The organism is Mycolicibacterium chengduense (genome assembly GCF_033741155.1).
GTDB lineage: Bacteria > Actinomycetota > Actinomycetes > Mycobacteriales > Mycobacteriaceae > Mycobacterium.
Map to the genome: position 1 here is coordinate 718047 of NZ_JAWQNH010000002.1, position 26518 is coordinate 744564.

27 protein-coding genes are annotated in these 26518 nt (G+C 67.4%); 9 read left to right on the top strand and 18 right to left on the bottom strand.

Annotation, left to right across the window (positions count from 1 at the left end):
• Window positions 1–63 precede the first annotated feature (63 nt).
• Window positions 64–714 carry an IclR family transcriptional regulator gene (locus SBI67_RS08945; RefSeq protein ID WP_318980198.1) on the top strand — a complete coding sequence of 217 codons (651 nt, stop codon included), beginning with the start codon at window positions 64–66 and terminating at the stop codon, window positions 712–714.
• 128 nt (window positions 715–842) lie between these two features.
• Window positions 843–1517 carry a Crp/Fnr family transcriptional regulator gene (locus tag SBI67_RS08950; RefSeq protein WP_318980199.1) on the top strand — a complete coding sequence of 225 codons (675 nt, stop codon included), beginning with the start codon at window positions 843–845 and terminating at the stop codon, window positions 1515–1517.
• On the opposite strand, the gene SBI67_RS08955 is transcribed toward SBI67_RS08950, so the two are convergent.
• From SBI67_RS08955 to SBI67_RS08975, 5 genes are read right to left on the bottom strand one after another with little or no spacing between them, the layout of a single operon-like run.
• Window positions 1518–2165 (bottom strand): O-methyltransferase, encoded by a 648-nt coding sequence (locus SBI67_RS08955; protein WP_318980200.1) that lies wholly within the window; start codon window positions 2163–2165, stop codon window positions 1518–1520.
• Complete coding sequence (locus tag SBI67_RS08960; RefSeq protein WP_318980201.1) at window positions 2165–2653, bottom strand: TIGR04338 family metallohydrolase; 489 nt, start codon at window positions 2651–2653, stop codon at window positions 2165–2167. The genes SBI67_RS08955 and SBI67_RS08960 overlap by 1 nt, the downstream gene beginning before the upstream one ends.
• Window positions 2654–2660: 7 nt before the next feature.
• A complete protein-coding gene (locus SBI67_RS08965; RefSeq protein ID WP_318980202.1) occupies window positions 2661–3401 on the bottom strand; it encodes a DUF2786 domain-containing protein in 741 nt (246 codons plus the stop codon).
• Window positions 3402–3432: 31 nt separating this feature from the next.
• On the bottom strand, window positions 3433–4479 hold the full coding sequence (locus SBI67_RS08970; RefSeq protein ID WP_413232428.1) for an alpha/beta hydrolase family protein: 1047 nt from the start codon (window positions 4477–4479) through the stop codon (window positions 3433–3435).
• Entirely contained in the window at window positions 4476–5315 is an 840-nt protein-coding gene (locus SBI67_RS08975) for an alpha/beta hydrolase (protein ID WP_318980203.1), read from the bottom strand. The genes SBI67_RS08970 and SBI67_RS08975 overlap by 4 nt, the downstream gene beginning before the upstream one ends.
• A gap of 3 nt (window positions 5316–5318) precedes the next feature.
• Here SBI67_RS08975 and SBI67_RS08980 point away from each other — a divergent pair, with 3 nt between their 5' ends.
• Window positions 5319–6356, top strand: coding sequence for a sigma-70 family RNA polymerase sigma factor (locus SBI67_RS08980; RefSeq protein WP_413232429.1), 1038 nt, complete (start codon window positions 5319–5321; stop codon window positions 6354–6356).
• Between the two features lie 29 nt (window positions 6357–6385).
• Here SBI67_RS08980 and SBI67_RS08985 read toward each other — a convergent pair whose 3' ends face one another.
• The gene (locus SBI67_RS08985; RefSeq protein WP_318980204.1) at window positions 6386–7297 is read right to left on the bottom strand and encodes a type IV toxin-antitoxin system AbiEi family antitoxin; all 912 of its coding nucleotides are present in this window, start codon (window positions 7295–7297) and stop codon (window positions 6386–6388) included.
• A 146-nt stretch (window positions 7298–7443) separates the two neighbouring features.
• Window positions 7444–7938 (bottom strand): VOC family protein, encoded by a 495-nt coding sequence (locus tag SBI67_RS08990; RefSeq protein WP_318980205.1) that lies wholly within the window; start codon window positions 7936–7938, stop codon window positions 7444–7446.
• A gap of 139 nt (window positions 7939–8077) precedes the next feature.
• Here SBI67_RS08990 and SBI67_RS08995 point away from each other — a divergent pair, with 139 nt between their 5' ends.
• A complete protein-coding gene (locus SBI67_RS08995) occupies window positions 8078–9202 on the top strand; it encodes an NDMA-dependent alcohol dehydrogenase (protein ID WP_318980206.1) in 1125 nt (374 codons plus the stop codon).
• A 4-nt stretch (window positions 9203–9206) separates the two neighbouring features.
• Here SBI67_RS08995 and SBI67_RS09000 read toward each other — a convergent pair whose 3' ends face one another.
• Window positions 9207–10967 carry a sulfatase family protein gene (locus SBI67_RS09000; protein ID WP_318980207.1) on the bottom strand — a complete coding sequence of 587 codons (1761 nt, stop codon included), beginning with the start codon at window positions 10965–10967 and terminating at the stop codon, window positions 9207–9209.
• 80 nt (window positions 10968–11047) lie between these two features.
• On the opposite strand from SBI67_RS09000, the gene SBI67_RS09005 reads away from it, so the two are divergent.
• Window positions 11048–11683: a TetR/AcrR family transcriptional regulator gene (locus SBI67_RS09005; protein WP_318980208.1), complete on the top strand. Its 636-nt coding sequence runs from the start codon at window positions 11048–11050 to the stop codon at window positions 11681–11683.
• A gap of 89 nt (window positions 11684–11772) precedes the next feature.
• Here the strand turns inward: SBI67_RS09005 and SBI67_RS09010 are convergent, their stop codons facing one another.
• On the bottom strand, window positions 11773–12549 hold the full coding sequence (locus SBI67_RS09010; RefSeq protein WP_318980209.1) for an SDR family NAD(P)-dependent oxidoreductase: 777 nt from the start codon (window positions 12547–12549) through the stop codon (window positions 11773–11775).
• 112 nt (window positions 12550–12661) lie between these two features.
• Here SBI67_RS09010 and SBI67_RS09015 point away from each other — a divergent pair, with 112 nt between their 5' ends.
• On the top strand, window positions 12662–14200 hold the full coding sequence (locus SBI67_RS09015; protein ID WP_318980210.1) for a class I SAM-dependent methyltransferase: 1539 nt from the start codon (window positions 12662–12664) through the stop codon (window positions 14198–14200).
• A 6-nt stretch (window positions 14201–14206) separates the two neighbouring features.
• Here the strand turns inward: SBI67_RS09015 and SBI67_RS09020 are convergent, their stop codons facing one another.
• Entirely contained in the window at window positions 14207–14659 is a 453-nt protein-coding gene (locus tag SBI67_RS09020) for a MarR family winged helix-turn-helix transcriptional regulator (protein ID WP_318980211.1), read from the bottom strand.
• 67 nt (window positions 14660–14726) lie between these two features.
• Between SBI67_RS09020 and SBI67_RS09025 the strand changes: the two genes are divergently transcribed.
• The 3 genes from SBI67_RS09025 (at window position 14727) to SBI67_RS09035 (ending at window position 18030) form a co-directional block, all read left to right on the top strand.
• Window positions 14727–15488, top strand: coding sequence for a pirin family protein (locus SBI67_RS09025; RefSeq protein ID WP_318980212.1), 762 nt, complete (start codon window positions 14727–14729; stop codon window positions 15486–15488).
• The gene (locus SBI67_RS09030; RefSeq protein ID WP_318980213.1) at window positions 15469–16758 is read left to right on the top strand and encodes a PQQ-dependent sugar dehydrogenase; all 1290 of its coding nucleotides are present in this window, start codon (window positions 15469–15471) and stop codon (window positions 16756–16758) included. Before SBI67_RS09025 ends, SBI67_RS09030 begins: the two co-directional genes overlap by 20 nt.
• A 189-nt stretch (window positions 16759–16947) precedes the next feature.
• A complete protein-coding gene (locus SBI67_RS09035; RefSeq protein ID WP_318980214.1) occupies window positions 16948–18030 on the top strand; it encodes a phosphodiester glycosidase family protein in 1083 nt (360 codons plus the stop codon).
• 13 nt (window positions 18031–18043) lie between these two features.
• Here SBI67_RS09035 and SBI67_RS09040 read toward each other — a convergent pair whose 3' ends face one another.
• The 8 genes from SBI67_RS09040 to SBI67_RS09075 form a co-directional block, all read right to left on the bottom strand.
• Entirely contained in the window at window positions 18044–20491 is a 2448-nt protein-coding gene (locus SBI67_RS09040) for a hypothetical protein (protein WP_318980215.1), read from the bottom strand.
• 143 nt (window positions 20492–20634) lie between these two features.
• On the bottom strand, window positions 20635–21465 hold the full coding sequence (locus tag SBI67_RS09045) for an SDR family NAD(P)-dependent oxidoreductase (protein WP_318980216.1): 831 nt from the start codon (window positions 21463–21465) through the stop codon (window positions 20635–20637).
• Between the two features lie 9 nt (window positions 21466–21474).
• A complete protein-coding gene (locus SBI67_RS09050; RefSeq protein ID WP_318980217.1) occupies window positions 21475–22149 on the bottom strand; it encodes a YoaK family protein in 675 nt (224 codons plus the stop codon).
• A 7-nt stretch (window positions 22150–22156) separates the two neighbouring features.
• Window positions 22157–22858 carry a mammalian cell entry protein gene (locus SBI67_RS09055; protein WP_318980218.1) on the bottom strand — a complete coding sequence of 234 codons (702 nt, stop codon included), beginning with the start codon at window positions 22856–22858 and terminating at the stop codon, window positions 22157–22159.
• Window positions 22825–23376 (bottom strand): Rv1363c family protein, encoded by a 552-nt coding sequence (locus SBI67_RS09060; protein WP_318980219.1) that lies wholly within the window; start codon window positions 23374–23376, stop codon window positions 22825–22827. Before SBI67_RS09060 ends, SBI67_RS09055 begins: the two co-directional genes overlap by 34 nt.
• Complete coding sequence (locus SBI67_RS09065; protein ID WP_318980220.1) at window positions 23373–24365, bottom strand: RDD family protein; 993 nt, start codon at window positions 24363–24365, stop codon at window positions 23373–23375. The genes SBI67_RS09060 and SBI67_RS09065 overlap by 4 nt, the downstream gene beginning before the upstream one ends.
• Window positions 24362–24994 (bottom strand): Rv1363c family protein, encoded by a 633-nt coding sequence (locus SBI67_RS09070; RefSeq protein ID WP_318980221.1) that lies wholly within the window; start codon window positions 24992–24994, stop codon window positions 24362–24364. The genes SBI67_RS09065 and SBI67_RS09070 overlap by 4 nt, the downstream gene beginning before the upstream one ends.
• Window positions 24964–26514 carry an MCE family protein gene (locus tag SBI67_RS09075; RefSeq protein ID WP_318980493.1) on the bottom strand — a complete coding sequence of 517 codons (1551 nt, stop codon included), beginning with the start codon at window positions 26512–26514 and terminating at the stop codon, window positions 24964–24966. Before SBI67_RS09075 ends, SBI67_RS09070 begins: the two co-directional genes overlap by 31 nt.
• Window positions 26515–26518 lie beyond the last annotated feature (4 nt).

A 26518-nucleotide genomic window follows, 5' to 3' on the forward strand; every position in this document is an offset into this window, starting at 1 on the left:
TGACTCCTAAGATTCACTGTGCGGATCATTGTGATCCACAATGCGGGTCACTATAGTGAGCGGATGCCTGCTGCGGACACGAATCGCGAAGACGGTATCCAGGTGCTGCGGCGGGCGGCCGCAGCGTTGGACGAGATCGCCGCCGAACCCGGCCGGCTACGTCAGGTCGACCTGGAGAACCGGTTGGGATTGGCCAAATCCACGGTGCGGCGGATCCTGTTGGCGTTGACCGATATCGGATACGCCGCGGTCGACGAAGCCGGCCGCTTCGGCCTGGGCGACCGACTTCTCGGCCTCACCGGTTCCGACAACGCCCACCTGGTCGCCGCGTTCCGCCCCACCCTGCAGCGCATCGCCGACGCCACCGGCGAGACGGTCGACCTGTCGGTGCTGCACGGCCGCGAGATGTGGTTCATCGACCAGGTCGAGTCCAGGCATCGATTACGTGCGGTCTCGGCCGTCGGCGTGCGCTTTCCGGTAGGTGGTACCGCCAACGGTAAGGCGGCGATCGCCGTCCTGGCCGGGTCCGGCAACGAGGTGGCGTTCGACCTGGACGAGCACACGCCGGGCATCTCCGCGGCGGGGATTGCCGGCCGGACACCCGGCGGCCAGATCGTGGCGATCTCGGTGCCCGCCCCCAGCGAGAGGTTCAACGCCAACCGGAGCGTGATCGTCGCGGCGCTGTTGTCTGCCGGTGCGCCGTTCACACCGTGACCGGGCAGCCGATCGGCGACCGCGACGCGCACCGGTCTCACGCGCTGCACCGTCAAATACCAGGCCTGTAATGTGAATCCGGGCAGTGGCCCACAACACAGCATTGAGATGCACGGAAAGAGTCTTGAGTGAACGACGTTCTCGCGCGGTCCGGCATCTTCCAGGGCGTGACGCCCGATGCTGCCGCCGCCCTGATCGCGCAACTGCAGCAGATCTCGTTCCCTCGCGGGCACACCGTCTTCGTCGAAGGTGAGCCCGGCGACCGGCTCTACATCATCATCGAGGGCAAGGTGAAGATCGGGCGCCGCACCGCCGACGGCCGGGAAAGCCTGATCACCGTGATGGGCCCGTCGGACATGTTCGGCGAACTCGCGCTGTTCGATCCAGGCCCGCGCACCTCGACGGTCACCGCGCTGACCGAGGTGAAGGCGGTCAGCATGGACCGCGAAGCGCTACATGCCTGGGTGATGGGCCGCCCAGAGATCGCCGAGCAGTTGCTGCGGGTGTTGGCCCGTCGCCTTCGCCGCACCAACAGCGCCCTGTCGGATCTGATCTTCACCGACGTGCCGGGCCGGGTGGCCAAACAGCTGCTCGATATCGCCATGCGGTTCGGCAAGCAGGAAGGCAACGTCCTGCACGTCACGCACGAGCTCACCCAGGAGGAGCTGGCCCAACTGGTCGGCGCGTCCCGGGAGACGGTGAACAAGGCGTTGTCGGATTTCGCGCAGCGCGGCTGGATCAAGTTGCAGGGCAAGACGATCCTGATCTACGACTCGGCCCGGTTGGCCCAGCGCGCCAAGTAGCTATCTCAGGACGGCGATGGCGAACCCGTCCCAACCCTTGGTCCCGACGGTCTGGATGGCGGCGGTGTCCAGCCGGGGGTGCCGGCCCATCATGGCCAGCATGTCGCGGACCCCGCGGGCCTGTTGGTCATCCGCGGCCGGCTCCAGCACCCGGCCCATCCGGGTGACATTGTCGACGACGAGCACCGCGCCGGGCTCGGCGAGCCGGATCGCCCATTCGACGTAAGCGCTGTTGTTCTCCTTGTCGGCGTCGATGAAGAAGAAGTCGAACGGGCCCGACAGCGTCGGCAAGGTGTCCAGTGCCGCACCGACGATCACCTCGACCCGGTCAGAAACTGCCGCGCGCTCCAGGTTCCGACGGGCGACGGCGGCATGCCGGGGGTCGAACTCCAGCGACACCACCCGCCCGTCGGGTCCGGCGCCCCGGGCCAGGCAGATGGTGGAATAACCGGCCAGCGTGCCGATTTCGAGGATCCGGCGGGCACCGCGGATGCCGGCCAGCAGTTGCAACAGGCGGCCGTGCTGAGCCGACACCTCGATGGCGGGCATGGATTCGGCCACCGTGGACTCGCGCGCCGCGCGCAGCGCGTCGTCCTCTGTTACCAACAGTTCCCCGAACAACGCGTCCACCGCTACCGGATCGGCCATCAGTGCACCCCTTCCTTGGCATAAACCACCCGCAACACGTGCGCCACCTCGGGCCCCATCACGGCACCGGCCAGCTCACCGAACGTGGCCACGAATTCCGGCCCGTGCGGTGCGCCGTCGGCACACAGATGATGCGCAAGTTCGTGCAGCACAACGAGTTCCCGCAGCGCCCAAGTGGTGCGCCGGTCCGGCACCGCCATGGTCGCGGAGTCGGCCTCGTAATGTGCGGCCGTCAGTCCCCGGCGGGCCCGGACCACCACCGGCCCCGCAGCCGGCCAGCGCTCGCGCACGGCGGGCAGGGCCAGCACCTCCTCGACGTAGCGGCGCACGGCATCCAGCGACGCGAACCGGGCCTCCGGCGGCAGCGTCAGCTGGGTGCCGAAGAAGTCCACTGCGCCGTTGCCACGCCGGGCCGCGCGGTCGAACATCGTCCGGACGAACCCTTCGGCGGCATACACTTTCGCGCGCTGGGCGTCGCGGTCGGTCACGATCGCATTATGGTCGCAGGGGGGTGCGGGCGCCGGGGAGCTCCTGGCTGGGTCCGAGTCTGGCGTGCTTGCCGGCCCGGTCACCGGCCCGCCGGGCGGCCGACGAGTAGCCAGCCGATGCACTGCTGGCCCGCCAGGTCCCCCGCGCCGACGAGGTTTGCCGGTAGAACGACTTGAGCTCAAGATCCTTGTTGCGCAAGGCCAGCGCCGTTCCGGGCCGGTCCTGGCGGTCCGCTTCGCGTTCGGCCTCCGCCTTGGCCTCGGCCAGCCGCTGCCCCACCCTGGCCCCGAAAGCCAGCTGGAAGTTCAACCGCGCGGTGATGGTCGGTGTCGGCCGGTGCGCGCCGGAGTCGATGTACGCCTCGGATGCCTTGACCATCTGAGTGACCAGACTGGCGTACAGCGCGTGCGTGGCGTCGATGTCCTCGGCGAACCCATAGGCCTGCACATACGTGGAATTGGTCGCCACATCGCAGGTGAGGTCGTTGGCCAGCCCGATGACCACGAACAGCTGTACGTAGGTGCGCAGGCCCTTGGTGCCGGCCGGCCCGATGGTGATGATGCGCTGCTCGGGCAGCTGGGCCTTGGTGCGCTGCGCCGAATGCGCCCTGGCGACCGCCAGGTCGATGGCCGTCGCGGTGGCCAGCCGCTGCGCGGCCGCCATGAAGGCCTCCGCCTCGTGCGCGTTGTCGGTGCCCTCGGCCTGGCGCAGCAGGGCCGCGATCCGGGCCAGCATCTTGTCGCTCATGTTCCTCAGGCTAACCGCTCAGTCCGACAACCTATTTCGTTACAAAAGTGTTCAGCGCATCGGTCAACTGCGGGGATAATGGCGCCTGCTTCGCGTAGTTGGCCACGTTGTCACTGGGATCGTCGCGCAGTACGTGGTTGACGCCCGTGAGCCGGACCACGGTCAGCGCGGTCCGGGCCAACGCGCCGATCAGCGACTGCTCGGCCGGACAGCTGGCCTGATTGTCGGCGTCCGAGCAGGTCAGCAGCACCGGTGTGGCGGCCGGAACCTTGGCGGCCAAGGCCACCGGATCGATGGCGTCGGCCTCGACGACGGCTTTGACGTTCTGCGCGTTGAGGATTGCCGACAAGCCCTCCGGCAGCTTGTCCGGGGCGGTGCCCTGCGTCCTGGCCTGGGCCACCGCGGCGTTCCAGGCTGCGACGACGGCGTCGGCCTGCGCGCGGGTCTTGGCGCCGGAGCTGACCGCGGCATCCACATCGGCGTGCACGCGCCCGGTGATGATGTCCAGGTAGCGGCCCGACAACGGCTGGAAGAGCCCGAGCGCGTGGATCTTGGGTGCGCCGGTACCGGCGGCAGCGCCATCGGCAGCCAAGGTCATCGCATGAATCGTGCCCTCGCCCAAGGCATAGACCGACAGCTTTGTGGGATCGACGCCCGGCCGGCCGGCCAGGAAACGGATCGCCGCGCGGGCACCGGCGGTGTACACCGCGCTGCCCACCTCGGTGGGGTGGTCCTTGAACTTGCCGAGGCCGGTGCGGCCGGTGCCGACCTTGTCGTAGCGCAGCGTCGCAATACCGTGCTCGGACAGATACTCGGCCAGCTGACGCATATTGCCGACCGGGCCGGCGACCGCGTTGTCCCCGTTGCGATCGGTCTGGCCGCTCTCGGAGATCAGCAGGGCGGCCGGACCCGGCGCGCTCTGATGCCGGAACGTGCCGTGGATCGTCAGGCCGTCGGCGTCGAAGCTGACATCCTCGTCCACCCAGCCGGTGGGCGCGGTGTTCTTGTCCGCCGAGCAGCCGCCGAGCAGTAGCGCGGTAGCCGCCAGGGCCAGCAGCGCCAGCAGGATCTGCCTCACAACCGGGTCTCGATCCAGGTGGTCACGTCGTCGAGCACCAGCGCGCGCTCGGGTTCGTTGAACACCTCGTGGTACAGCTCGGGGTAGACCTTGAGATTGACGTCCTGGGACGCCACGCATTCCACCAGCCGTTCGCTGCCGGCCACCGGGATGAGCTTGTCCTGACCGCCGTGCACCACCAGTAACGGGGCGGTCAGCGCCGATGCCCGTTGCGGCATGGTCTCGCCGATGCCGATGAGCGCCTTGGCGATGCCGGCGGGCAGCTTGCCGTGATGCACCAACGGATCGGCCTCGTAGGCGGCCACCACCTGCGGGTCCCGCGACACGGCGTCGGCGGGCAGGTCCTCCACGGGCAGGCCCGGCAGCAGGCTGCCGACCACCTTGGCCACCGCGACCATCACCGGGGATACCGCGTCCTGCGCGTACACCGCGGGCCCGGACAGCACCATCGCCGCGTAGTCGTCGGGATGTTCGACGCCGTAGGAGAACACCACACCGCCGCCCATGCTGTGCCCGAGCACCACGCGCTTGAGTTCCGGGTGCGCTGCGGTCGCAATGCCGACGAGATGGTGGAAATCCTCGGTGTATTCGGAGATGTCCTTGAGGTAGACACGCTTGCCGCCGGATCGGCCGTGCCCGCGCAGGTCGAGGGCGTAGGTGAGCAGTCCGGCCTCGCCGAACCGCTGCGCGACGTGGTCGTAGCGGCGGGCATGCTCGGCATAGCCGTGGCAGAGCACGATGACGCCGTTCGGATCCGTGCCCGGGGTCCAGGCGTCGTAGACGATGCGGGTGCCTCCGACACCGTCGAAGCTGCGTTCAGTGCGTGTGGTGGCCACCCGATGAGCCTAACGGGAGCACTCTTGTCGGTCCCGTTGCGTAAGCTCGGTGGCGTGAGCGTCCTCACAGAAATGGCTGACCGTCCCCCCGCGAAGGCGGATTCCCCTGACGCGTTCCTCGCCGACGCCCAGCAGTACCGCCGCGAGCTGCTCGCGCACTGCTACCGGATGACCGGCTCCGTACACGACGCCGAGGATCTGGTGCAGGAAACATTCCTGCGGGCTTGGAAGTCCTACGCCGGGTTCGAGGGCAAAGCATCGGCGCGCACCTGGCTGTACCGCATCGCCACCAACACCTGCCTCACGGCCATCGAGAACAAGCAGCGCCGGCCGTTGCCGTCGGGCCTGGGGACCGACAGCGCCGACCCGACCACCGAGATTCTCGAACATCACGAGGTGCCCTGGCTGGAGCCGCTCCCGGACACCGCCGAGGTGGTGGAGTCCAGGGAGTCGGTGCGCCTGGCCTTCGTCGCGGCGTTGCAGCATCTGTCTCCGCGGCAGCGGGCGGTGCTGGTGCTGCGCGACGTATTGCAGTGGCGGGCAGCCGAAGTCGCCGAGGCGGTCGGTTCGTCGACGGCCGCGGTGAACAGCCTGTTGCAGCGGGCCCGCGCCCAGCTCGACGAGGTGGGCCCCAGCCGGGACGACACCCTGTCGGCACCGGAGTCCGCAGAAGCGCAGGAACAGCTGCGCCACTACATCGCGGCGTTCGAGGCCTATGACATCGACAAGCTGGTGACCCTGTTCACCGATGAGGCCATCTGGGAGATGCCGCCGTTCGACACCTGGTACCGCGGCCCGGAGGCCATCGGTCTGCTGTCCAAGCACAAGTGCCCGGCCGAGCGTCCCGGCGATATGCGGTTCATCGCCACCACCGCCAACGGCCAGTCCGCGGCCGCAATGTACATGCGCAATCCGCAGACCGGCGTGCACGAGGCGTTCCAGCTGCACGTCCTGGACATCACGCCCGGCGGTATCGCCCACGTGGTGGCGTTCATGGATCCCCGCCTGTTCGAGACGTTCGGGCTGCCCGCAGCACTTTGAGTGTCGGGTTCGGGCACGCTTGCTTCCCCTCAGCGTGCCCCAGGCCGACACTCGGGTGGCTCATTGATCCACGGACAACCGGCGTTGCTCAGTGCGGAGCCGATCCGAGCCACCAGGACGTGCGGACGGCGACGCAGCAGCTCCGCGCTGACGCGAACGATCGTCCACTTCAGCGCCGCAAGCTCGGCTGATCGGTCGATGTCCCTGGTGCGCTGCGCAGGGTCGGTCCAGTGCTGGGCGCCGTCGTATTCGACACCGACCTTGAACTCGTCCCATCCCATGTCCAGGCGTGCCACGAATGCGCCGTAAGCGTTCCGCACCACGATCTGCGTTCGCGGACGTCGCAGACCCGCGTCGAGTAGTACCAGCCTGGTCTTGGTCTCCTGGGGTGATTCCGCGCCACCGTCCATCAGCGACAGCGCCGCACGCAGCCCCAGGATTCCGCGCATCCCGCGGTGTCTGTCCACGAGCGCAGCGACATCACGTGCTCGCACACCCGAAGCCTGCGCAAGCGCATCCAGGGCCGTCACGGCAGGGACGCGGTCGAGGCGGCGCCCCAGATCAAAGGCGGTTCGGGCCGGCGTCGTCACCGGGATTCCGCGAACCCTCATCACCTCGTCGCGGCGCAAGACCTCACGGTGGACGATGATGCCGTCGACGGCGGCCGCTGCTCGCCGGGCCAACTCCGCGGGGGCGTCGTGGTCGATCCACTTGGATCCGAGCAGTGCCGCGGCCGACATCCCTGACACGACCGCCCGACGATCCGACCAGAGCCACGCCGCGACCGCACGGCGCACCGGCGTCAGTTCTACGTCGCTGGGCAGATAGACGTTGCGATACACCAGCCGATGCCGACTGCGCAGTGTGCGCTTGGTGACGAGTCCAGCCGAACGAGCCTCGGTTCCGAGGAAGGGCAATGCGGGGTCGATGCCGGCGTCCATGGCAACAATGTCGCCGCCGGGACCGACCGAGCAGTCCTGCCCGCCGCGCCAGAAGTCGGTCCGTGTGGATGAATCCGTGACTGGGGATAAACCGAATGTCGGTTTGGGACACGACGACGGCCACGCCGCGTGACTCAACCCGACACTCAGCCCTGGCCCCGTCCCGCCGCCCGCAGCGCCGCGATATCGAACTTCCCGACGGTGGCCATCACCGCGTTCATCAGCCGGTCCTTGGCCGCGGCGTCACCCGCGTCGAGCAGGTCGTAGTACTCGGTCGGGGTGATCTGCCAGGCCAGCCCGTACTTGTCCTTGAGCCACCCGCAGGGCAGCTCGGCCCCGCCCTCCACCAGGGCAGCCCAGATCCGGTCGAGCTCGTCCTGCCCGGTGACACGCACCTCCAATGACACCGCCTCGGTGAAACTGAACTGCGGACCGCCGTTGATCCCGACGAAGCGCTGGCCGGCGAGTTCGAATTCGACCACCAATGGGACATCCTGGGGTGACGGCGCGGCCGGGTGCGCGGCGATAGTGGTGACGATCCGGCCGTTGCCTCCGAAGGCGGCGATGTAGTGCGCGGCGGCTTCCTCGGCCTCCCGGTCGAACCACAGATTGGGGACGATGCGCGCGTCGATCTTCGTCATGAGAGTCACTCCTCGTCGGCGAAATAGCGGGTCACCGGTATAGACCGAGCCCTGGCCGTCGAATCATCGAAGCCATTGAACTCCCAGTTCAACTAGGGTGCTAACACAAAATCTGAAACCTGTTCTATGATCGCAAGCCATGAAGACCAAGGGCGCCCTGCTGTGGGAACTCAATTCGCCGTTCAAAGTCGACGAGATCGAGCTCGGTGACCCCGTCGCCGACGAGGTTCAGATCCGCATGCACGCCGCCGGCATGTGCCATTCCGACTACCACATCACCACCGGCGCCACCCCGATCGGCCTGCCCGCCCTCGGCGGCCACGAGGGCGCGGGCGTGGTCACCAAGGTCGGCAAGAACGTCACCGGCATCGAGGAGGGCGACCACGTCATCCTCGCGTTCATCCCCGCATGCGGGCAGTGTCCGCCGTGCCTGAAGGGCTTCCGCTCGCTGTGTGACCGTGGCGCCGTGCTGCTCGGCGGGAAGGCCATCGCCGACGGCACCAGCCGCATCCACGCGGGCTCCCACGAGGTGTCTCCGATGAACCTGCTGGGCACGTTCGCCCCGTATATGACGGTGCACAAGGATTCGGTCGTCAAGATCGACAAGGACGTCCCGTTCGAGACGGCCGCCATCATGGGCTGCGCGGTGCCCACCGGGTTCGGCTCGGCCACCAATGTCGCCGAGGTGAAGCCGGGTGAGACGGTCATCGTCGTCGGTGTGGGCGGTATCGGGATGAGCGCCCTGCAGGGCGCGGTGATCTCGGGCGCCAAGCATGTCATCGCCATCGACCCGAACGAATGGAAACGCGAACAGGCCATCAAGTTCGGCGCCACCCACGTCTACCCGTCGATGGCCGAAGCCATCGCGCCCGTCATCGACACCACCTACGGCCTGATGGCCGACAAGGTGATCATCGCCGTCGGCGAGATGAAGGGCGAGTACATCGAAGAGGCGATGATCCTGACCGCCAAGACGGGCACCTGCGTGGTGACGGGCATGGGATCGATGCTCGACGCCGACGTCAAGCTGAACCTGTTCCTGTTCACCATGTTGCAGAAGACGTTGAAGGGCAACATCTTCGGCGGCGGCAGCAGTCACGTCGAGACGCCGCGGCTGGTGGCGCTGTACAAGTCGGGCCTGCTCAACATCGACGATATGATCACCCGCACCTACAAGCTCGAGGACATCAACACCGGCTACCAGGACATGCTGGACGGCAACAACATTCGTGGCGTGATCCGCTTCGACGAGTCGGACTGGTGAGTCGCTAGAGGTCCAGGCGATCGATCGTCCAGTCGATGTCGTCGAAGTGTGGCATCTCGCGGCCGTCGTCGACGCCGATCTCGGCTTTGATCAGGGACTCCAGCTTGGCGCTGGACGCGAGGACCAGCTCCGCGTTCTCCCCCTGGGTGGCAGCCAGATTCGTCATCTCGGCCGGGTCGTTCTGCAGATCGAACAGTTCGACGTCGTTGTACCGGTAGAGCTCGTCGAGGTCGCGGGGTAAGTTGCGCTGCGTCGGTGCGAAATAGCGGGTGAACTTGAACCGGCCGTCGAACATGGTGCGCAGGCTGCCGCGCTTGTTCAGATCCGGTCGGTACCCCGCCTCGGCCATCGCCTTCTTGGGGTCTTTGTGGGCCGCCTTGGCGTCGGCAACGATCCGGATGACCTCGCTGTCGTTGGTGGCCAGTCCGCTGTAGGTGAACAGCACCGCGTCACGCACCGTGTGTTCGTCGGCGCCCCGCGGGTTACCCAGTGCCGCACTGAAATCCCGGCCAGGCAGGTCCCGGCCTGCCACCTCGCCCTCGTTGCCCGCCTTCACGCCGGCGAACGCCAGCAGACTCGGCACCAGATCGATGTGCCCGGTCAGTGACGAAACATCCTGTCCGCCGGCCACATCCGGATGCACGATGTGCATCGGCAGATGGATGGCCTCCTGGTAAGCGAACGGCCCCTTACCGCGCAGCCCATGCGCACCGCCCATCTCACCGTGGTCGCTGGTGAACACCACGATGGTGTTGTCGGTCAGTTTCAGGTTGTCGAGTTCACCGAGCAGTTGCGCCAGTTGCTGGTCAACGCTGCGGATGCTGTTGAGATAGAAGTCCGAGAAGCGGCGCCAGCGCTCTTCCTCGGGCGGGACGGTGCCCAGCGTGTACCCCCACGCCTTGAGGTATTCGCCGTGTGCGGCGGGCCGGCCGGGCTCGTCCATCGGCTGGGTGAGGCTCTTGGGCAGCGCGGCGTCCCAGGTCTTGGCGTAGAGCTCGTTCTCCGGTGCCCGGGCAGCCTCCATCAGCAGCCTGCCGTTGTCCTGGACGTTCTGTCCGGGTGCGTCGGTGTTGAAGTACATGATGTCGTGCGGGTTGACCAGGCTGACGAACAGTGCCCACGGCTTGTTCTCGTCGGCCAGCGTCCGGCCCTGATCGCGCAGCCAGGACACGGCACTGCCACCGATCATGTTGTCGTAGTGGTAGCCGCCCAGGGTGTGGGTCAGGACGTCGCCCGGCCAGACGTAGTCGGAGAAGCCGTAGGCCCCCATCTCCTTGGTGAACAGATGATCGGGCTGCTCGGTTTCGAACGCACTGTTGAGATGCCACTTGCCCTTGTAGGCCGTGTAGTAGCCGGCCTTGCGCAGCATGTCGCCCACCGTCGGGATATCGGGATTCATCGAGGTCACGTAGGGCATGTCGACGTTTTCGAACATGCCGTTGTCCGGGGTTTGCAGCCCGGTCAGGATCACCGACCGCGAACTCGTGCACATGACCGCGGGGCAGTAGTGGTTGGTGAACGTGACGCCGTCGTCACGCAGCCGCTCGCGGCCGGGCAGCGCCATACCGGAGGGCCAAGCCGAGAAGTGGCGCTCCTGGTCGGTGAAGACGAACAGGATGTTGTGTTTGGCCGCCGAGGGCAACCCGGCCTTGGGCGCCGACGGTGTGTGGGCGGATTCCGCGGTACACGCGGCGGCGGCCGCGGCGACCGACACGCCCGCCATAGCCAGAAATGCCCTCCGGCTGGGACCCGAGTTGGTGGTCATCGCGTTCCGCCTTTCCTTTAATGTAGCGCTCTGTACAGTAATGGCTATACACCCGTTTGACTACGTGAGATCGTGAAGTGATGACCGACCATCTCCCGGAGCCGACCTCCCGGCACCGACCGCGACGTACCCGCGCGAACGGCGACCGCTCCCGCGAACGCATCCTGGACGCCGCCACCGAGGTCGCCACCGAACGCGGATACGACGGGACCACGATCTCGGCGGTCAGCAAGCGCAGCGGGTTACCACCGACATCCATCTACTGGCACTTCACCGACAAGGACGATCTGATCGCCGCCGTGATCGATCGCAGCTACCAGCGTTGGTCGGGCGCCCTCAGCCTGCCTACCGACGGTGATGCCGACAGTTGGGCGGGCCATGTCGGCACCCAAGTCGCGAAGGCCCTCCAAGAGGCACCGGACTTCCTGCGACTCGGTCTCAAACTCGCGCTCGACCGCCGCCCGGCCGAACGGCACGCCAGGACGAAGTTCCTCCAGAGTCGCACCGCCACCTTCGAACAGTTCGCCGACGTCATCCGCGCCGTCGCGCCCGGGCTGGCCGACGACAAGGTCGAGTCACTGACCACCTATCTCATCGCCGGTGCCGACGGCCTGTTCATCGCCAACGAGATCGACGAGAACCCGCAACGCTTCGTCGAGCTGTTCGAACTGCATGCCCGGCTGGTGTTCCAGTCCGCCATCGACATGATCGGCTGAGGGGGCGCCACACCGGCCGCCCACCTCGGACGCACGAAGCCCCCGCACCGAATAACAGTGGTGCGGGGGCTTGCGTGTCGAGGTGAAGGTTACTTCGGTGGCATCCGGATGCCACCGTCGACGCGGACCACTTCGGCGTTCATGTAGGAGTTGGTGATCAGCTCGATGACCATCGAGGCCAGCTCTTCGGGCTTGCCGAGGCGGTGCGGGAACAACACCGACTCGCCCAGCTTGGCCTTGAACGCCTCCGACGCCTCGCCCTCGCCGTAGATCGGGGTGTCGATCAGGCCGGGCGCCACGGTATTCACCCGGATGCCGACGGCGGACAGGTCGCGGGCAACCGGCAGCGTCAGGCCCACGACGCCGCCCTTGGACGAGCTGTAGGCGGCCTGGCCGATCTGCCCGTCGAACGCCGCGACACTGGTCAGGTTGACGATCGCACCGCGTTCACCGGTATCGGTGAGCTCGTTGCGGCTCATCGCGGTGGCGGCGAGCCGGATGCAGTCGAAGGTGCCGACCAGGTTGATGGCCAGCACCTTCTTGTAGACGTCCAGGTTGTGCGCCGACTCGAACTGGCCGTCCTTGCCGATGGTGCGCTGAGCCCAGCCGATGCCCGCGGAGTTGACCAGGGCGCGCAGCGGTCCGAGGTCGGTGGCGGTGTTCACGGCGTCGAGAATCTGATCGGTGTTGGTGACGTCGACAGTGACGAAGACGCCGCCGATCTCGTGCGCGAGTTCCTGCCCTTTTTCGGCATTCAGGTCCGCGACGACAACTCTGGCGCCCTTGGCCGCCAGCTGGCGTGCGCTGGCCGCGCCGATACCCGACGCGCCACCGGTGACGATTGCACTAGCTCCATTGATATCCACGTCGACAGAGTAAGCCCTATCCACCGGTGGGTCGGGCACGGCACGGAGAGTTCACCTCAGGCGCGTACCGTGCCGCGCAGTTTTGCGTGGGCACAGACAGGAGTTGTGGCTTTTGACCGCCATCGACAATCTTCGTTCCGACTACGACGCCACCCCGTACGTGTCGAATTCGTTTCCGCAGTCGGCGCCGGGCACGCTGGCCGCGGTGGCGCATCTGTTCGGGTTGCACCCGCCCGACGTCGGGCACGCCCGAGTGCTCGAGATCGGTTGCGCCGCAGGCGGCAACATCGTGCCGTTCGCCGCGGCCCACCCGGACGCCGAGGTGGTGGGCATCGACCTGTCCGAGGTCCAGATCGCGGCCGGACGCGCCCGGGTGCAGGCGCTGGGTATCGATAACCTGCGCTTGATCGCCGGCGATATCGCCGCGATGGACGTGGCCGCGCTGGGCGCGTTCGACTACATCGTCGCCCACGGCGTATACAGCTGGGTGCCCGACGACGTCGCCGAATCCCTGCTGGCCGCGATGCGCGCCGGCCTGAGCACCGACGGCGTCGGCTACCTCAGCTACAACGTGTATCCGGGCTGGAAGGCCAAGGAGGTCGTACGCGACGCCATGATGCTGGCCGCCGGCAGCAGCCAGACACCGGAGGACAAGGTGCGCCACGCCCGCGGCATGGCGGACTTCCTGTCGGAGGTGGCACCGGCCGGCGGCGTGCTGGCGGCCATCATGGCCGAGTGGCAGTCCGCCGACGAGGGTTTCGGCGACTCCTATCTGCTGCACGACGAGCTCGAGACGTTCAACACGCCGCGCTACTTCTACGAAGTGCTCGCCCGGGCGAATGCGCACGGACTGGCCTATCTGGGCGAGGCACGCCCGGAGGTGATGGTTCCCGCCAACCACGGCCCCCGAGTCGCCGAGTATCTGGCCGCCAACGGTGTCACCGCCCAGGTACTGGTGGAGCAGTACCTGGATTTCGTCACCAACCGCACCTTCCGGCAGTCGCTGTTCGTGCCCGCCGAACGCGCCCCACAGATCGAGTACAGCCCCACCGCCGAACGGTTGCGCCGGTTGCACCTGGCGGCGCTGGTGCCGCCGATCGACGGGCCGGTCCGGTTGGATCACTCCCGCCAGGAATTCCGGCAGACCGACGGTGCCACGCTGTTCACCAACGCGCCCGCCATCAAAGCGGCCCTCGACGCGCTCACCGAATGCTGGCCGTGGACGATGTCGCACGATGAGCTGGTGGTTGCCACCCGCGAGCGGCTGCTCGACGCGGGTGCGCAGCCGAGCACCGACCTGCCCGTTCATATCGACGACCTGACCCGTGTGCTGGTGATGCAGGGCCAAGCCAACTACCGGCTGCACCCGGTGCGCCCCGAACCGATGGGCACCAGCCCGCGCATCGACGAATATGCTAGGCGCGCAGCAGAATTGACCGCTGACTCCGATGACGCTGCCACTTTCAACCGCTGGCACGAAACGGTACCGCTGGAGCCGCTGGATCGACACCTGCTGCCACTGCTCGACGGCAGCCGCGATGACGACCAGCTGATCGCGGCGCTGCTGGCCGCGGGGGCGGGCACCCGCGACGTGGTCACCGAGCACGTGCGCACCCTGGCGCAACGGCTGGCCGAGCTGAAACTGGGTTGACGCCGCTCAGTCTGTCTCATCGAGACGGTCCAGTGCGCGGGCCAGCCACCGCCCGACTGCGGCGGTCTGGCCCGCGCTCACGTCATCGAACAGCACCGCGCGCACCAGGGCGACATGTCCGGGCGCCGCGGCGGTCAGGGCTTGTCGGCCGGAGGCGGTGATCTCCACCGTCACCCCGCGGCGATCGCCCTCGGCTCCATGGCGGGCCACCAGGGCGCGGTCGGTCATCCGGCGCAGCTGATGCGAGACCCGACTCTGCTCCCAGCCGAGGCGGTCACCCAGCTCGTTCATCCGGCAACCCGGGCGTTCCTCCAGCGCGACCAGTACCTCGTAGTCGGCCAGCGAGAGTCCGCAGTCCGCCTGCAGCTGCCGGTTCATCGCGGCCTGTAGCCGGGACGTCATGGTCAGGTAGTCGCGCCAGACGCGCTGTTGTTCCTCGTTCAGCCACACGGAATACATGACACATCATCTATGTTGTGGTGTCCAGCACTGACACCTAGGCTGGCATCGAACCGCAAGGAGAACCATGAGCAGCACCGCAACCATCGACATCCGGCGCGCCGGCGACCGGGCGGCCACCAAGATCTCGTGGCTGGACTCCAAGCACTCGTTCTCCTTCAGCGACCACTACGACCCCACCAATACGCATCACGGCCTGCTGCTGGTCAACAACGACGACATCGTCAAGCCCGGCGCGGGGTTCGAGACCCACCCACACCGCGATATGGAGATCGTCACCTGGGTCCTGCGTGGGTCGCTGGTGCACCAGGATTCCACCGGCCACTCCGGGGTGATCTATCCCGGCTTGGCTCAGCGCATGTCGGCCGGCCGCGGCATCCTGCACTCGGAGAAAAACGACTCCTGGAATTTGACAGGCGGCGAAACACATTCCGAGCCAGTGCATTTCGTACAGATGTGGGTTCTTCCCGATCAGGCCGGCATCACCCCCGGCTACCAGCAGCTGGAGATCGACGACGAGCTGTTGCGCGGCGGCCTGGTGACCATCGCCTCCGGGATGCCCGAGCATCGCAACAACACCGCCATCAGCATCGCCAACCGGTTCGCCGCCCTACACGGGGCCCGGCTGCAACCCGGCGATTCGGTGCAGTTGCCCGAAGCGCAGTATCTGCACCTGTTCGTGCCACGGGGCGAGGTTGTCCTCGAAGGCGCGGGCGGCCTGCAGGAGGGCGACGCCGCGCGGCTGACGGCCACCGGCGGCCAACGCGTCACCGCCACCACCGACGCCGAGATCCTGGTGTGGGAGATGCATGCCGGTCTGGCGGCATAGTCGAAAGCTGTTGTGCAGCCTCGCCGTAACGGGGCTGCTCACCGGCTGTGGCGAGGGCCGCCCCGGTGCGGGTGTACCGGCGCTGGGCAGTCCCGACGCGCCGGTGGTGGTACCGGCCGGCCTCGTTCCGGTCACCGTCACCGTCCCTGCCGGAATGGACCAGCGGCCGTTCGACACCGCCCGGCAGGCACTGGTGCCGCCGGGGTGGACGATATCGGTATGGGCCAGGGTGCCCAAGGCCCGGCTGGCCGCCTGGACACCCGACGGCCGGCTGCTGGTGTCGCTGCCCAGCACCGGCCAGATCGTCACGGTGACCAACGGGGCAGGCACACCACTGCTGGACGGGCTCACCCAGCCGCACGGCCTCGCCTTCACCGGCTCTACGCTGCTGGTCGCCGAGAGCAATAGGGTCACCGCCTACGATTACCGGGACGGTGCGGCAACCAACCCACGGCCGGTCGCCGTCGGCCTGCCCGACGCCCGAAGCCCGGATCTGCGCGGCGCCTATTCGCACGCCCTCAAGAGTGTCACCGTGGGACCCGATGGGGCCGTGTACTTCTCGATCGGATCGACCGGCAACATCTCGGCCCACGACCGCACGGCCAACCCGCCGCGCGCCACCATCATGCGGGTGCCGCCCGGTGGTGGCCCGGCCACGGTATACGCCACCGGGGTCCGCAACGGTACCGGACTGGCGACCGCGCCGGACGGGTCGATCTGGACGGCGGTGAACAACCGGGACAACATCGCCGACCCCGCCACCGGGCAGGTCGACGCGGACTATGTCGCGGAGAACCCGCCGGAGGCCATCGCCCGACTCACTCCCGGCCGCGAACTGGGCTGGCCGTTCTGCCATCCGGTCGGTGGACCGTCCGGCGCCCCGTTCATCCGCGATGTCCAGACCAACGCCGACGGGGGTGCGCTGGATTGCGCGGCGTTGCCGCCCGTCGAGCAGACCATCGGCGCCCATGCCGCGCCGCTGGGCATGAGTTTCACCGCCGGGGCGCTGCCGGCGCCTTACACCACCGGCGCGTTGCTCGGAGTGCACGGATCATGGAATCGCCAGCCGCCGCGCGCCCCCGAGGTGACGTTTCTGCCATGGCGGTCCGGCACCCTGGGCGCCGCGCAGACCCTGGTCGGCGGCTTCCAGTCGGCCGATGGAACCCGTTGGGGCCGTCCGGTTTCGGCGGTGGTGGGGCCAGACGGCGCAGTGTACGTCACCGATGACTATGCCGACGCGGTGTATCGACTGGCGCCGCCGGGTCGGTAGCGCCCAGGCACCCGCATCGAGGGACTTCCGTCAGCACACCGGTCACCGCTGCACAATCCCACCGAACCACAGCCGCTCATTCAGCAATTGCGTTGTGGCATAAGCGTTATCCACCCGTGATGAAAGTTGACAGTGAGTCAGCTGTGACTATCCTGAGCTTCTCGAAAAGTTTGCCAGAAGGGGAACGCCGTGCCGAGCGCTGCCGCATGCCTCCTGCGTCTTACCATCGGCATCGCGGTGCTCACCGTCACCTCGGCAGTTGCCACGGGCATCGGAGCACCCGTCGCCGCCGCGGCCGACGGCCGCACCCTGCTGGCGAACGCGGTGGCCAACACTCGTGGTTCCTACCTGGTGTACAACTTCGGGCCGGGGTTTCCGGCGCCGATGCTCAATGCCGCCGGGCAGTGGTATGAGATGAACAACGGCGGCCACCTGATGGTCATCAAGGGCGCCGCGGGTCGGTTGACCCCGCGATTGCTCGTCGACTCGCACACCGGCTATCAAGCGCGCTGCGAACGCACTCCCGGTGCCCGCACCGCCGAAGGACTACTCCAGGCCTCGGAGATCTACACGCCTATCGCTGCCTGGCAGGCGTTGGGCCGCCCGACCATTGCCGTCAACGCCAATTTCTTCGACATCCGCGGACAACGCAGCGGGTCGTGGAAGACGACGGGCTGCAGCTCCCCGCTGGGCGCGTACGTGGACAACACCCGCGGACAGGGCAAGGCCAACGCGGCGGTGACGGGCACCCTTGCGTACGCGGGGAAGCAGGGGCTGTCCGGCGGCAACGAGATCTGGACACCCCTGTCCACCATGATCCTGCCCGTCTCGGGCGCGCCCTTCGTGATAAATCCCCGCGGCGCAGACGATTTCGATGCCGCGACGCCGGTCATCACCGATCTGATGAATAAGGGCACCCGCTTCGTCGCGGTCAGCGGCCTGGGCCTGCTGGCACCCGGCGACACCGGACAGATGAACGACCCCGGCCCGTCGGCGGCCCGCACCGCGCTGGCCTATGCCCGTCAGCGCGACGAGATGTACGTCTTCCAGGGCGGTAGTTACACCCCTGACCAGATCCAGGATCTGTTCCGCGGGTTGGGCAGTAACACCGCCATCCTGCTCGACGGCGGTGGATCATCGGCCATCGTGCTGCGACGCGACAGCGGCGGCATGTGGGCCGGCGCCGGTGTACCCAAGGGATCCTGCGACACCTTCCAGGTGCTGTGTGACTCCCGCGAACGCGCGTTGCCGGCCTGGCTGGCGTTCAACTGAAAGATGGCGCCTTTCAGGCAGCCTCACCCTTCGATCCGGATTCCGCTTTCTTCGCCGTCGTCGACCCGGCACCGGCCTTGGTGGCCGAATCGGCGGCGGCCGGTTTCTTCTTCGGGTGCAACGCCCGGGTGATATCACGAACGGCGGCGCTCAGCGGATCCTGCTTCGTGGTCTTGGGCTTCGGATTCGCCTGTGCCGCAGAAGCGCCGGCCTTGGGCGGGTCCTTCTTCTCGGTATCGCTCTTTGTCGTGTCGCTCTTCTTGGTGTCGGTCTTTTTGGTATCGCTCTTGTCGGTGTCGGTCTTATCGGTGGTGCCAGCCTTGGCCGTATCCGCTTTGTCGGTATCGGTCTTGTCGGTATCGGTCTTGTCGGTATCGGTCTTGTCGGTATCGGTCTTGTCGGTATCGGTCTTGTCGGTGTCTACCTTCTCGGTGTCCGTCTTCTCGGTGTCGGACTTACCGGCATCCTCGGTACCCGAGGTGGCGGAGCTCTCCTCCGCGGCCGCATGCCGGGGCTGATTTCCCGAATCTTCCGGAACCGGTGTCCCTTCCGGCGCCGCATGCTTGCCGGACGAGGTGACCTCGTGGGCGGTGCTCGCCGCCAAGGTCACGGTATGAGCGCCGGCGGCCGGGAGAGCATCGGCCTTCGCCAGTCCGGCATCGGCGGCGTCGGTGGCGGCCTTGGTCAATTCCTTGCCGAGGGTGCCACTGGTGATGCTCTTCACCAGCTTCACCAGCTCGTTGATCACGTTGGGCGGCGCCGCGGTCGGGTGGCCGCTGAAGAACTCCTTGTGCAACCCGTTCATCAACGACTTGATCACGTCGTTGACCACCTGGCCCGGGTTGACGTGCGGGAACGAGAAGAACGGCGTCGGGGTGGCGGCGTCGGTCAGCGTCCTGGTGTACGTGCCGTCGGGGTTGCGCACCACATCGGTGTAGCCCAGGTTCACCATGCTGGTCAGTGCCGGCGCCAGGGCGTTCGCCAGCCGAATCGGGAATGTCCCGAGCGTGCCGAAACTCACCGTATTGAGCACGTCGCCCGCCAGGTAGAGCGGTTCCAGCAGCGGCAGCGTCGCCGCTGGCAAGGTGAGATAGATGTTGAGCGCCAACGGCTTTCCGGCGGTGACGTTGCCCACCGCATCGCCGACCGCATCACCCACCTGTTCCAGGATGTTGTCCAACGTCAGACCGCGCAGAATGTAGCTGGCACCCACCGTGCCGGCTATCAGGTTGTTGGCCAACGTGAAGGGATTCGGCCAGGCGGCGAAGTCGGAGAACGGCTGGTACTGGGCGGTCGCATCGATCTTGACCGGCAGCACGTTTGCTCCGCCCACGGCCAGACCGGTATTGAGCAACGGCAGGCCGCCACTGTGCGTGGCCGCGGTGTCCGGTGTCAGCAGATCGATGCCGAGCAGGTCGCCGAGTGGATAGAAGCGCGACAGCATACCGCCGTTGGCGCGCCCGAGATTGTTCAGCAGCACCATCGGCAGCACGGTGAAATTGCCGACGAGCGGATGGTCGCCGGACTGCGTACCGCCGGGCTGCTTGGCCAGTTCGGCGAGGATCTTGGGCAGGGCCGCGCCGGTGGAAAAGGCGCCCAACCCGATTCCGGCCACGATGGGGATCCGCACATCGGTGATGTTGAGCAGTTCCAGCGGCAACGCATCGGTGACCGCATGCAGGGTGTTAACCAGCAATTGCAGCGGTAAGCCGAGGACGGGCCCCAGATTGTCGATGACGTCACCGGCCCGCTCGAAGACGATATCGAAGAGACCGTCGCCGCTGATGTCTAGGTATGGGGTTGAATTGATCGCCTGGGCAACGGCATTCGGCGTTCCCGGGGTCCAGCCAATATCCAAGCCGAGCATCTTCAGCAGACCGAAGGTCGGGCCCGGGGTGATGATGTTGACGCCAGGGATGTTCTGCTGGGCGAGATCGACGATGTTGGACAGGTCCAGGCCGACCAGCCTGAGCAGGGCGCTCAGCGACACGTTGCCCGCGGAGTCGGTGAGGCCGATCGCATCCAGCACCGGGATCAGCGCTCCGGTGACCGCCGACCCGAGCGCGCCGTCGATCAGGGAGCCCAGGTTGATCTTGACCGCGCCCAACACCTGGTCGAGTAGGTTCAGCGGAATCTTGTCGAGAATGTCGCCGATGTTGATGTTCGCCCCGCCGGTGAGTGCGGGGATGCTCACCCGGTCGACCAGCGCTCTGGCAATGGCGGCGTAGAGGTCTTGCGCAGCATTGTATGCCGTATTACCGCGCCCCCCAGTGATATCCGGCAGCACGCCGGGCGGCGGGAACAGGCTGGTGGTTGCCGCGAGGCCCACCGGCTGGTCGTGCACCAGCCGCAGCTCGGGACGCGGCACCAGCGGCTGCGGCGCGGTCGCCCCGACCGTCAACGCGGTGGCGGTGACGGTCGCTGCTCCCACCACGGCGAGCCGTCTGGTCCGCTCCGTCACCGCACGATGATTCCCCATGACGCACACGCCTCCCCGTAGGCTGTCAGCCGATCCCCAGGACGGTAACATCCGGATCACACGTGATCCATGGTTTTGCGTGAACCGACCGGCGCCGCCGATGGCTTGTGCGCGTTGGGTTTTGGTCAGGGTTGGCGCATCACCAGGCGCTGGATCCGGTCCCGCAAAGATGACGGGATGTTCGCCATCAAGGCCACCTGAACCTTGGGACCGATGCCGACGAGGTAGCGCGGACGGGGCCGACGCGAGGTCAGCGCCGCATACACCACCGCGGCCACCGCGGTGGGCGGAACCGCGAGCCGCTGCGAAATCGGCACCGACTTGCGCATTCCAGCAACGTGGCGGGCGTACAGTTCGCGGTGCTGTGGAGTCAACTCGGCCTCGATATCGTCGACCATGGTGTCCGCGGTGCGCCACATATCGGTGTCGGTCTGGGCGGGCTCGACCAGCACCACCGCGATCCCCCAGGGCGCCAGCTCCATCCGCAACGCGTCGGCGGCTGCCTCCAACGCGAACTTCGACGCCGCATACGGACCGATCAGCGGGGTGGAGAGCCGGCCGTTGATGCTCGAGATGAACACCACCCGCCCATGCGATTCCCGTAACCGCGGCAACACCGCCCTGGTCACGGCAAGTTGGCCGATCACGTTGACGTCCAACTGCTTTCGCCACTGCTCGGTGCTCACCGCCTCCATCGGCCCGGCCACCACGATGCCGGCGTTGTTGACCACCGCGTCCAACCGGGCGGGCAGTGCGTCGCTGAGCGCCTGCAGGTCGGTGTCGGCGGTGATGTCCAGACTCACCGTCGAGATGCGCTTCGGATCCACGGCGCGCAGCGCCTCGGCGTCGGCAGCCGAGCGCACCCCCGCGACGACATCCCAACCGCGACCGGCCAACTGCTCGGCGATCGCTCGCCCGATTCCCCGTCCGGCGCCGGTGACAAGTACCGATGGCATGGGGCCAGGCTAGTCGGCGTTCTCGGGCCCGAACGCGAAGATGGCCGCGGAACTCGCGACGATCGCGGCGGCCAGACCAATCACCGGGGCGACGGTGTAGCGGCTCAGCGTCGCCCCGAGCACCGCACCGGCGCACATGGTCAGTACGACGGTGTAGCGCAGCTTCTCGCCCTGCCCGGTTCCGCCGGCCAGGCGGCTGTCGAACCCGATCCCGACGATGGTGGAGGTGAGCACCGTGGTGCTCAGCTCCTGGATGCCGAATTGCCGTGCGGTGGCGTTCTGACAGCCGAAGCTCACCGCGAGCCCGGCGATCAATATCAGCTTGCTGTCGTCGCGGTAGTCCAGCACGCCGGCCCCGGCGAGCCCGGCCATGGTGGCGATGATCGTCGCTTCGACAACCAGCGTCACCACCAACCAGCGACGCACCCTCGCATCGAGATGCCGCGCCAACCGGCCACCGAGCACGGTTCCGGCGACGAAGCCGGCGAAGGCCACGGCTGCGGCCGTGAGGTCCACCCCGGACCATGGGACGAACCAGAATCCCAAGAAGATCACGTTGCCGGTCATATTGGCCACGAAGACGTGGCCGAGTACTAGCACGCTCACCGCATCCACCACGCCGGTGGCGAAGGTCAACAGCAGCAGCGCCGTGACGGTCAGCCGCCGGGACACTGGTGAGCGCATCTCGCGCCTACAGCCGCGGGGTGAGATCCAGAGAGGTGACCGGCGTCATCTCGGTGATCAGCCAGGTGGAGTTACGGCGTTCCAGCGTCAGCCGGTAGGACAGGTACCGCAGCGACGGGATGTTCTTGGTGACCGGACTGGTCGCCACCGAGTTGGTGTACACCAGGGCCGTGGCCTGTCCGGGGCTGATCGTCTCGATGGCCGCGCCGAGCACCTGCGTGCTGTTGGAGACCTGGGCTTGCTTGTTGGGCGCCACGATCGCGTCGATGTACTGACGGTACTGCGCCGCGAAGTCGCCACCGAGGTACTTCTCGGCCCGGTCGGGCAGGGACTCCATGTCTTCTGGCGTGTACGTCCACAGCGTCGTGATGGCATCGGTCGCGGTGCGGGCGATCTCCATTTTGGTGTGCACCAGCGCCCGGTCGGACAGATACCGGGCAGCCGTGGAGCCGGCGAAGGCGCCGGCCGCGACGAAGAGTACCGCCGCCACCACCGCCGCAATCTTCAACGGGCGGCCCGCGGTTCGGTGCGCCACCAGCACCGGCTCGGCCGCCACCGCGTCCGGCTCGGATTGCGGGTCGGTGCGGCTGCTGTCCGACTCGGCGGCCGCGACCGCCGCCCGCGCCGCCTTGCCGGTCGGCTGGGCCTCGGCCTGCTCGTCGGGGGACCCGGTGGTCAGATCACCTGGATCAGCCGGCTGATCTTCCACTGTCGCCCTTCCTGAATAGTCGTTGCCAGCCAACGGCTCCCGGTCTCGATAGTCTGCTTCCCGTCGGGTGTCTTGGAGGTCATCTTCGTCGCCACCAGGACGTCGGCGCTGCCGTTGTCGTTCCAGCGCTGCACGCCCGCAGCCAGCACGGTACCGGTCGTCGGCTCGGCGCGAGCCACCTGGATGACAATCTCGTTCTGCTTCTCGGTGAACTGTTTGACGAACTCGCCGGTGCCCTGCGCCTTGATCCGGTCGGCGTAGTCGTTGGCGTGGAACGGATCCATCGTGGTGTACACCGTCATGAAGTCACGCACGTAGGCCAACGCCGAGGCATCCCGACGCTCGGTGCGGCGGTCCGATTCGTGCGCCATCGCCATGAGCGTGCACGCCGTGATGAGGGCGGCCAGCACCACCGCGCAGACACCCCCGACCAGCGGTAGACCCCATCGCTTCGGCCGCTTGTGCACGGTCACAAAGAGTTCGGGCGCGGCAGGATCGATCTGCCGGCGCGGGCTCATCGGGGCCCTCCGCCCGGTTGCGGGCGGGTGATCACCGTCAGGTTCTGCACCCGCCACTGCCCGCCGGCCTTGACGAAGTCGACCTGCACTGTCGCGGTGATGAACTTCAGGGTGGCCGGATCGGCGCCGCGCTGTCCCTGCATGGCCATCAACATGGTGGCCGTCGTGGGCGCCACCGCGGTGACCGCGCTGTTGACGGTCCAATACTCGTTGTCCACGATCGGCGCCTTCTGCACCGAATTCTGTTGGGCGACAAGCTGAGGCCGGTAGCTGTCGGTAGCCAGCGACTGCGCCTTGGCGAAATCGTCCTGCACGGTCTGCGGGCTGTAGCTGAGCATCTGCTCGACGATGCGCGGACCCTGCGCAGAGATCTCGGTCCTGGCCTGGTCCACCGCGCGGTCGTGCCGGTACACCACGGCATATCCCAGTCCCGCGGCGGCACCGCACACCACGACGGTGGCCACCATGGCCGCCGCAACCGGCCTGCGCATATCACGTTGCGGCGCGTCGACCCGGTGAACCTCGGTGCGCAACAGGAAATCCGCGAAGGTCCGCCCGCGCCGGTCCCACAGCGGCCACAGCCACCCGACGAGCAGCGGCGCCGTGTCGAGCAGGTGTGCGGCATCGCGCGCGATCAACCGGATGACACCTACCCGCGCGCCGGTGCGCCCGACCACCCGGATGCCGGCAACCGCTCGGCCCAGCGTCCAGCCCGTCCAGGCCGGCAGCAGCCAGCGGTTCACCACGACCGCCCCGCCGAACAGCACGAGCACTACCACATACAGCCACCACTGCCAGCCCTGCCACGGCGAGATCCAGACCAGCAGCCCCAGCACCGCTACGGCGGCCACCCCGAACAGCACGTCGACCGCCAGCGCCCCGGCCCGCGCCGCCCAGGACGCCACCGGCACCTCGGTAACCGCGCCGTCTGCCGACACCGGTTCTGCGCCGGGGTTCACGTCTGAGTTCACGTCCAGCACCGCCGTCACGTCGTCACCTGGACCAGATTCGCGATCTTGTAGGTGCCCTCGTCGCGTTGCATCGTCACCCGCAGCCGGTAGCCCTGTTCCTGACCGGCGGTTTGCGAGTTGGTCACCTTGGTGCGCACGGCCACCAGGATGTCGACCGATCCGTCGTCGTTGTGCCGTTCGACGGCGGCACGCAGATCCGACACCTGCACGGTGACGTTGGCCGCCTGATAGGCCTCGACCATCATGCCGCTGAAGAAACCGGCCTGGGCGCCGAAGTCACCGGTCGAGCACGCGATGATCTTGGCCTGGCTGGCGCCCATCGACGCGGTGTCCGGGGCCTGGGTCGCGGTCACGCAGTCCTTGGCCGCCTGCAGGGCAATGGCGTCGTCGCGCCCGATCGCAGCGCTACGAGCGTTGGCTTGCACAGCCAGGTAGCCGACCACGGCCAGCCCGGCGGTGAGGAGCAGCAGGCCGGCGCAGATGGCGGCCACCCAGCCCGAACCGAGCCGCTCCGGCCGAGCAGCGCTGACCGGGACCGCCGGCTCGGGCTGTTCCTCGGAAGTGTGCGCTATGGGTTCTTCTGAATCGTCCGATTGCTCGGCGTCCGGGGTGGGGTTCAGCCGGCTGGTGCCAGCATCTCCTTCCATCCACTATCTCCTGGCTTCATCGAGTTGTTGACGGTGTACTTGACGCCGTCGGGTCCGACCACCTCGCCGCTCTGGGGGCTGTACACCGCGGAGGGGCCTGCTGCCGGAGTGTAGATGCATGGGTTGGGTTGCTGTCCACTGCAGCTGACGGTGCCCTGGCCGGGCGGGGTCAGCGGGTCACTGGTCGGCGCGGTCGACTCTGGCGGCGGCAGCTGGCTGGCGCCCAGCGGGTTGAGTCCGTTGTTGATCGACGGCGCCGGGATCACCCGGCCCGGGTCCACCGGATGGGTGCAGCGTGCGGCCGGGGCCGGGCAGTCCACGACCTGATTGGGATCGCCGTACCACGGGTTGGTGCCCAGCGGCACATAGGGCTCGTTGCTGCGGCATTCGGCCGGGCTGGCCGCCCGCTTACCCGGGAAGTCGGCGCACGGATAGTTGCGCGCACCACGGACCGCGTTGGGCGCATCCTTGGGGATCTTGCAGTACAGGCCCGACGGGATCGGCTGGGTGCTGGTGTCGGCCGGTGACCGCCACTGCGAGGCAGGCAGGAAGCCGGTCAGGCACGGCGGGGGTGAGTTGATGCCCAGGCCGAAGTGCAGCAGACCCTTGGGGGCGAAGATCGTCGCCGTCTGCGCGATGGCCCCACCCTGCGGCAGCACCACCAGCACCTGCTCGACGTTCTTGTTGTACCGCTTGAGCATGTCGATGACGACCTCGAGGTTCGCCAAGGTCTGCGGCAGGGCGTCGCGCACATCGCCGAAGACGGCGTTGAGCTGATCGGTCGTCGGCGCTGCCTGCTGAAGGCTGCTACGCAGCGTGCCGTCCTGTTCGGCGGTCTGCCCGGCGATGGTGTTGAGATTGGCCGCCCACTGCTTGATGGCGTCGCCGGAGCTCACCTGGCTGTCGATGATCGGTCCGGAATGCTCGACGATGTCGTTGACCGACGGCAGGTTGTCCTTGAAGTCACCCGCCAGCGCCTGGGTGGAATCCACCACCCGCTGCAGGGCCGGCCCCAGTCCCCCAACGGCTTTCGCCGTCTCGTCGAGCAGCTGACCGATCTTCTCCTTGGGCAGCGCAGCCAGGCCGCGCTCGGCGGCATCGAGTGCCGGGCCCACCTCGGCAGGCACCGATCCCTTCGTGATGGTCTGCCCGGAGCTGAAGTACTTGCCTTCGTCCTTCTCCGACACCAGGTCCAGGAACTGCTCGCCGACCGCCGAGACCGAATGCACGTTGGCCGACGCGTCGACCGGAACCTTGGCGTCGTCGTCGATGTCCATGGTCACCCGGGCGCCGGTCGCGGTCGGCTGCACGTCGCGCACCTTGCCGATTGTGGTGCCCCGGTAGGTGACGTTGGCCGTCTCGTACAGGCCCGCGGAGTTCGGCAGATCCGCGTACAGGCGGTACATCCCGATGCCGGCGGCGGTGGGCAGTCGCAAGTAGAACAGCGAGAGCACCACCAGCGCGATGACCGTCACGATGGCGAAGACGAGCAGCTGCCCCTTGATGAATCTGGTCAGCAACATG